This is a genomic window from Shewanella sp. SG41-4 (genome assembly GCF_014164505.1).
Lineage (GTDB): Bacteria > Pseudomonadota > Gammaproteobacteria > Enterobacterales > Shewanellaceae > Shewanella.
Window position 1 is genome coordinate 1 of record NZ_JACJFI010000226.1, and the last position, 6548, is coordinate 6548.

Annotated in this window: 8 protein-coding genes; 6 read left to right on the forward strand and 2 right to left on the reverse strand. The window is 39.3% G+C overall.

Annotated elements, in window-relative coordinates:
• Window positions 1-30: 30 nt before the first annotated feature.
• Window positions 31-498 carry a chemotaxis protein CheX gene (locus tag H5202_RS16635; RefSeq protein ID WP_182773058.1) on the reverse strand — a complete coding sequence of 156 codons (468 nt, stop codon included), beginning with the start codon at window positions 496-498 and terminating at the stop codon, window positions 31-33.
• A 625-nt stretch (window positions 499-1123) separates the two neighbouring features.
• Between H5202_RS16635 and H5202_RS16640 the strand changes: the two genes are divergently transcribed.
• The 4 genes from H5202_RS16640 to H5202_RS16655 all read left to right on the forward strand — a co-directional run bounded on the left by H5202_RS16640 (window position 1124) and on the right by H5202_RS16655 (window position 4665).
• Window positions 1124-1765, forward strand: coding sequence for a hypothetical protein (locus tag H5202_RS16640; protein WP_182773059.1), 642 nt, complete (start codon window positions 1124-1126; stop codon window positions 1763-1765).
• A 381-nt stretch (window positions 1766-2146) separates the two neighbouring features.
• Window positions 2147-3196, forward strand: a complete 1050-nt coding sequence (gene dusA, locus H5202_RS16645) for a tRNA dihydrouridine(20/20a) synthase DusA (RefSeq protein WP_182773060.1) — start codon at window positions 2147-2149, stop codon at window positions 3194-3196.
• Between the two features lie 781 nt (window positions 3197-3977).
• Window positions 3978-4283 (forward strand): hypothetical protein, encoded by a 306-nt coding sequence (locus H5202_RS16650; protein WP_182773061.1) that lies wholly within the window; start codon window positions 3978-3980, stop codon window positions 4281-4283.
• A gap of 181 nt (window positions 4284-4464) precedes the next feature.
• Window positions 4465-4665: a PspC domain-containing protein gene (locus tag H5202_RS16655; RefSeq protein ID WP_182773062.1), complete on the forward strand. Its 201-nt coding sequence runs from the start codon at window positions 4465-4467 to the stop codon at window positions 4663-4665.
• A 70-nt stretch (window positions 4666-4735) separates the two neighbouring features.
• On the opposite strand, the gene H5202_RS16660 is transcribed toward H5202_RS16655, so the two are convergent.
• A complete protein-coding gene (locus tag H5202_RS16660) occupies window positions 4736-5473 on the reverse strand; it encodes an enoyl-CoA hydratase-related protein (RefSeq protein ID WP_182773063.1) in 738 nt (245 codons plus the stop codon).
• Window positions 5474-5508: 35 nt separating this feature from the next.
• Between H5202_RS16660 and H5202_RS16665 the strand changes: the two genes are divergently transcribed.
• Together H5202_RS16665 and H5202_RS16670 are read left to right on the forward strand one after the other, a co-directional pair.
• Window positions 5509-5994 carry a copper chaperone PCu(A)C gene (locus H5202_RS16665; RefSeq protein WP_182773064.1) on the forward strand — a complete coding sequence of 162 codons (486 nt, stop codon included), beginning with the start codon at window positions 5509-5511 and terminating at the stop codon, window positions 5992-5994.
• A gap of 12 nt (window positions 5995-6006) precedes the next feature.
• Window positions 6007-6548: DUF2333 family protein (locus H5202_RS16670; protein ID WP_182773065.1), on the forward strand; the 542-nt coding region annotated here is incomplete at its 3' end.

Consider the following 6548-nt stretch of genomic DNA (forward strand, 5'->3'; position numbering starts at 1 on the left):
GATTATTGATTAATGGTTAATGGTTAATGGTTATGAGTCTTCAAAACAAATTTCAATAAAGGCATTACCGAATTCGTGCGTAAAAGGCATCATAATTTTTTTGCCACGTGCTTTATGAGAAATAGTATGGTTTTTACCAGATACAACAGCCGGTGTCGCCATATCAAAGTCGTAGCCTTTTTCACTGAGTAAGTTTTTAGCTCCACCAGTAACCATGTTGGTTATTTCACCCACTAAATCAGTGACTTCATCGTTAATCACGCCAGGGTTTTCGCCTAGCATTTTATGCATAATTTCGAGAATTAACGCTTTTTCGAAAGTAATAGAAAGCGAACCGCGGGTTTTAGGCCCTACCATACCCATCAAACCTGATACGTCGCCTTTAGCAAGATCGTGGTTTTTTAACTGTGGTTTTCCGGGCTTTAAATCCATTGTCGCCATAGTTGAAATAACATTGACTAAAGACACTAGAAAGGGATTAATGAATTCAACGTTCATAGGCAAAGCGATCCTTCTATATTTTAAAGAGTGGCATAGTGTAAATAGAGGGCATAAAGAGTGCGTAACGCTACACGGCCCTGTCATCATAGTAGCTGACTAACACAAATACTGACTATATCAGTATAGTGAAATACAGGTTTAAGCTTAGAGCACAAAAATAAAATTGAAAGCGACATTAACGCTAAAAATATTTTTTATACAATTATTTAGTGTAACAAAAACTAAGAATGAGCAGTTAATTTACTATGGTCGGTTTAATGCTACAAGAACAACGCATCAATTGATTAAGTTGTTCATTAGAGTTGTTTCTCGTTGGAGTAAATATTGACTCCCCATGCACTTAAGAGCACTTGTAACGAGTAACAAGATCGCAACTTTTGAAGTATAAAACCTGATAAAAATCAGTTGATTCTATGCCAAAATGAGACACACCAACAGATACGCTTGAACTCACCTATTCCATAGCGTCGCTCCTAGATAGGTTTGCTGTGTTTTGGATGATAATTTAATCGCTTTACACCAATAAGATAGCAAATGTAGGATAAGACAAATCAATAACGTAAGCGGCTAGCTTTATCGAGACGTCTGTTAAATAAGTGTTTTGTGTAGATATGGAAGCAACATGAAAAATTTACTCTGTCTAATTTTAGCATCAATAATTTCGGTACCAGTAATGGCGAGTGAAAATGATTTTTGGGAATGGTTTAGTCACAACCAACAAGCTATCGAGTCATATGAGTCCGGTAATGAAACGTTGCTTGATGATATTTTAATAGCACTGCATAAATATAATGATGCATTGTATTTTGAGTTTTCAACTCAAAATGAAGTGAATGAATTTATTATTTCGGCAGGTGGCGATAGTGAGCAGTTTGATAGTGTATTTACATTAGTTGGTGCTGCCCCAAAGCTAAAAAATTGGGCGTTTATAGCCTTAAAACCAGCAATGGGTTTCGACTTCATCTCTACATATGAAGGTGTAGATTATGACCCCGATAAAATATGGTTTCTACCATTAGTTAGTCACTCCAGCCCAGACAAACTTGGCTTGAGAGTGGGTATACCACACTATAATAGTGAAACACACGAGCATTCTGTCAGCGCAATTTGGATAGTGTTAGATGCTGGTTTAGGCGAATTTAAAAGCTCGCAAAAAATTGATTATATAGAAACCGTAGAGTTACCCAGTAATCCAGAAGAGCTTGGATATATTGAATTTAATGAGATTGGCGACTACCTTGATTGGCTCGAGAAAAAAACATGACCAAACCGTGAGGCAACGGCAAAAATCGGCGCGCTTACTGTAAGCCGTCTGTGAGGCCAATGAGTTGCGATAAATGCCAATCGTGTTAAAAAAATAGTTAAAGCCCGAGATTTGACTGAAGCTATCTTGCTCACAAAACTGAAAGTCGAAGATGGAACTCTTACAAGTTTAGGTGTTGGCATTTATGCCAAGGTTTTTACGTATAGTGATCTTCCACTAAATCAGTAGACACATGTTTCTCGATGACGGGTTAATGATATAATTAGCTATTATTTAGTGCACCCCAGTTGTTTTAGCCTAATTTATGATTTCCCTACTGGCTCCTTGTGCGAAAACTTTTATCTAAAATGCACCTAAAAATGTGCATTAATACCGCAAATTATGAGTGTGAAAAATTCAGTGAATACAACACCAAAGCTAGTCATACCAACAGATACGCTTGATCGCACCTTTTCCATAGCGCCTATGCTGGATTGGACAGATCGCCACTATCGTTATTTTGCTCGTTTAATGTCGAGCAAAGCCTTGCTGTATACCGAGATGATCACCACGGGTGCCATATTGCAAGGTAAGGGTGATTATTTAGCTTATAACGAGCAAGAACATCCTGTGGCGTTACAGCTAGGGGGGTCTAATTCGGTTGATTTGGCGGCATGTGCAAAATTAGCTGCTGAGCGTGGCTATGATGAAGTGAACCTCAATGTAGGATGTCCGTCTGATAGAGTGCAGAATGGTCGCTTTGGTGCGTGTTTAATGGCTGAGCCTCTGCTGGTGGCGCAATGTGTTGACGCAATGAAGCAGGTAACCGATATTCCGATCACGGTAAAAACCCGTATTGGAATTGATGAGCAAGACAGTTATCCGTTTTTAACGGATTTTATTGAAACCGTGAGCGCCCAAGGCTGTAGTGCATTTACTATTCATGCGCGTAAAGCCTGGTTACAAGGATTAAGCCCTAAAGAAAACCGTGAGATCCCGCCGTTAGATTATGATCGGGTTTACCTGTTAAAGCGTGACTATCCGCACTTGAACATTAGCATTAACGGTGGCATTAAAACCCTCGAAGAATCTAAGCTGCATTTAGCCCAGCTAGATGGAGTGATGGTGGGGCGTGAAGCTTATCAAAACCCTTATATATTGGCGCAAGTTGATCAGCAGTTGTGTGGAATCGATACAGCGGTGATTACACGTCAGCAAGTGATTGAGCAAATGTTACCGTATATTGAGGCTCATTTAGCTCAAGGCGGTCGTTTAAATCACATTACCCGCCACATGATTGGTTTATTCCAAGGTTTACCAGGTTCGCGTGGCTGGCGTCGTCATTTAAGCGAGAATGCCCATAAGCCTAATGCTGATATTGGAGTTGTGCTAACAGCCGCTGAGTTTGTTGATGCCGAAGCACTGGCCAGTGACGAATCTACTTTGATATAACGCTCGAAATATAGAGAGGTTGTATTAAGATATTTTGTTATCAGATATTTCAATAGGATACGTTGTGAAATAAACGCCCAAACGGTCATGTTGATTACAGTTGTTATCATATATAAAGCGTCTATTCTTAGGCGTTTTGTGTATTTTGTCTTTCTTGTTTAAATAGTGAGTGAATCCATAAAGCCCGATAAACCGCAATGGCTAATACCATTGCCTATGATTACTTATGGAGAGAGGCCTAGAAATATTAGACCGTCAGTAACTTTTGACACTGACTATTGCCAGTAATTAATGTCAGTATCGATTGTTATTAATCCCGTTACTAAATCCTGCCACTACTCTAGTCACTCCTTTATTCTCTTAATCATCAACTCAGTCAGCGAAACGATTACACCTATCTCCTCACTCATCAACCACTAATCCAGTTACTCACTTAAGCACTGCTTTAACCACCAACCCAGCCAATCATTTATCAATTTATGGCGCAGTAGCATTTCAGTGGGTGGTGGTATTTTGCTATTTATTGCTACTTTTGAACCTTTCTAATCTGCTTAATAAAAATCACTGGTCATTTTCACTAACTACATGGTTAATTTTACTACCTGTTGGTTTTTTGAACTTGAATTTAGTTAGGTTGTATAAAAAATAATTAATTTATTTTGTTAATAATTAAGGTGTTAGATTTATTTTTTAAAGTTGGCACGCAGCTTGTAATACCTATTGTGTAATCAACTAGACGGGTGTTTAGTTGCCATTAACCAACACAAGAAAGGATGCCATTATGTCTACATTAACTTTAACCAACGTGATTCGCCGTAGTGTTCAATTATCAATTGCAGCAGCATTATTGGTTACCGCCAGTGTTTCGGCACAAGCAGATGAAATTTCAATCTCTAATACAGTGGCTGTGCTTGAGCAGAATATAACCCAAGCGAGCCAAGAGATGATTTCAAATGTGAAGCAAGAGTTAATGCTGTCGTTGCAAACCCAAATTGCTGAACAAGTTTATGAAATTAATTCGGCACTAGAGTTTGCTAGCTTTGAACAACCACAAGTGAGTACTGCTGTAGCCGCTGAGAATAAGTAATGGATTGGGCGATGAATATAGGCTTGGTGCTGCCATTAATGTCGTTATTGTTATTGCCAGTTATCAGTTTTGCATTGTGTGCGATGTTAGTCAGTTGGCTGTTTTGGCCAAGCATTAATGACCAAGCTTAATCTTAACCCATCGCCTTTTAGATAAACATTATGAATAACGAGAGGATAATATGAACCGTTTAATTAATAGATTACAAGATGAAACTCGAATTGTGTGTGGCGTATCTGCGAAGTTAGCAAAACAATACGGCTGGTCATTACTTTGGACTCGTATTGTGACTATAGGATTAATGCTAACCAATCCAAGTATTAGTTTACTTGCGTACTTTGTGATTGCTGTGGTGATGAGCCAAAAAACATCTCGATTTTAAGGCTTACCCAATATTGGGTAAGCGGGGGAAGCTGGATTACCCCGCAGACAGGTTACATTGATGTAAGTGGTTATTTTTTTAAAAAAGCTTGGAAGCGTTGTTTTGCTTCATCACTTTGTAAGCGTTCAGCAAACTCAACTAATTCTAATTTCATCTGAGCTTTAACTTCTGCCAGGTTATGACGTAAAAGCCGTTTTGATGCTTGCATAGATAACGGTGGCAGAGCTGCCAATTTTTTTGCTTGCGCTAGACTGAAGCTTATCAGCTCGTCTTGGGCCACCACGCGGTTAATAATGGTTAATTTTTCAGCCGTTTCTGCATCAAAAGCTTCACCCAATAAAATCAGTTCAGCTGCTTTTTGTTGGCCCACAATTAAGGGTAACAATATGCTTGAGGCTGCTTCTGGTACTAGCGCTAAATTGACAAAAGGCATTTGGAATTTTGCATTGTTATCGGCGTAAACTAAGTCACAATGCAATAGTAGAGTTGTCCCTATTCCCACCGCTGCTCCGGTTACCGCTGCAACCACAGGCTTTTTAAGATCTAATAAACAAAACAAGAATTTAACGGTTGGATGATTGTCATCTAACGCACCACTTTGCAGAAAATCGACGATATCATTGCCTGAGGTAAAACAGTTTTCGGTACCATGAAACAGAAAGGCACGAATATCATTGTCGGCTTCACCTTGGATCAGGTATTCTGTGAATTGTTGATACATTTCTAGATTAAAGGCATTGCGCTTTTCTGGACGATTAAAACTGATGATACGCACGCCTTGATCATCTCTTACCTGAATATGACTCATTCGTAGCTTCCTGTTGTGAACGCGAGTGGGATTACATGGAGTTTAAGACATTGAAAGCAATATTCAAACATCTGTTTAACTTTTTAGTGTTATCATCAATATCATTCGCAGCCACTGCTAATGTGGTCTTGGTTGATGGACATGTTAGAGCTATGCCAGCGAGTGTGCCCAATACCGCTGCTTATTTTACGTTAGAAAATCATAACAACAACGATGTTAAGTTAGTTGAAGTTAAGACGAGTGCAGCAAAAGTAGCGCAGTTACATACAATTCTAGAAGAAGATGGCATGGTTAAAATGCGTCAAGTCGAAGGGTTTACAATACCGTCTCACGGTTCATTAATGCTTCAACCTACCGGCGACCATGTGATGTTATTGTCGTTAACGGCGCCATTGGCTGTCGATGATAAAGTGCCTTTAGAATTGATTTTTGAAGATGGTCAGCATCTTATGATTGAGCTTACTGTGCTTAAACAAGCCGCGACTCAGCATGATGAAAATGCAGAACATCACCATCATTAAGGAGTAATATTAATGCAAGTTACTAGGAATAAAGTTTTAACCGTTGTTGGTGTGCTGGGTTTAGTACTTTATGTTGTCAGTGTGTGGTGGAGTGTTGCACCAGCTTCGATTAATACGCAATCGTTGCAAACAGACAACGGTAAACGAATTGTCGGTTACGCCACTACCAGCTCATTAATCTCTACTATGGAAACCTTGCTGGATAAACCAGGTGGATGGTTATCTAATGATGTTATGCCTCCGTCGATAATGATGGATAACATGCCCGCATTTGAGTTTGGTGCATTGGAACAAGTGCGAGATTTAGCACTCATTATGCGTAAAGAATTTAGCCGTTCACAGTCGCAGTCAACTGCCGATAATGATTTGTTAGCAGCGCATTCTAAGTTAAACATCGATAACACCAGTTGGTTAGTGCCAAGTGCCGAAGGTGAATACCGCGATGCGATTAAATTATTGAAACTTTATCGCGCTAAAATTAGCGATACAGATAACAATAATGCCCAGTTTTATGCCCGTGCAGATAACCTTAATGAATGGCTTAAAGAAATTCA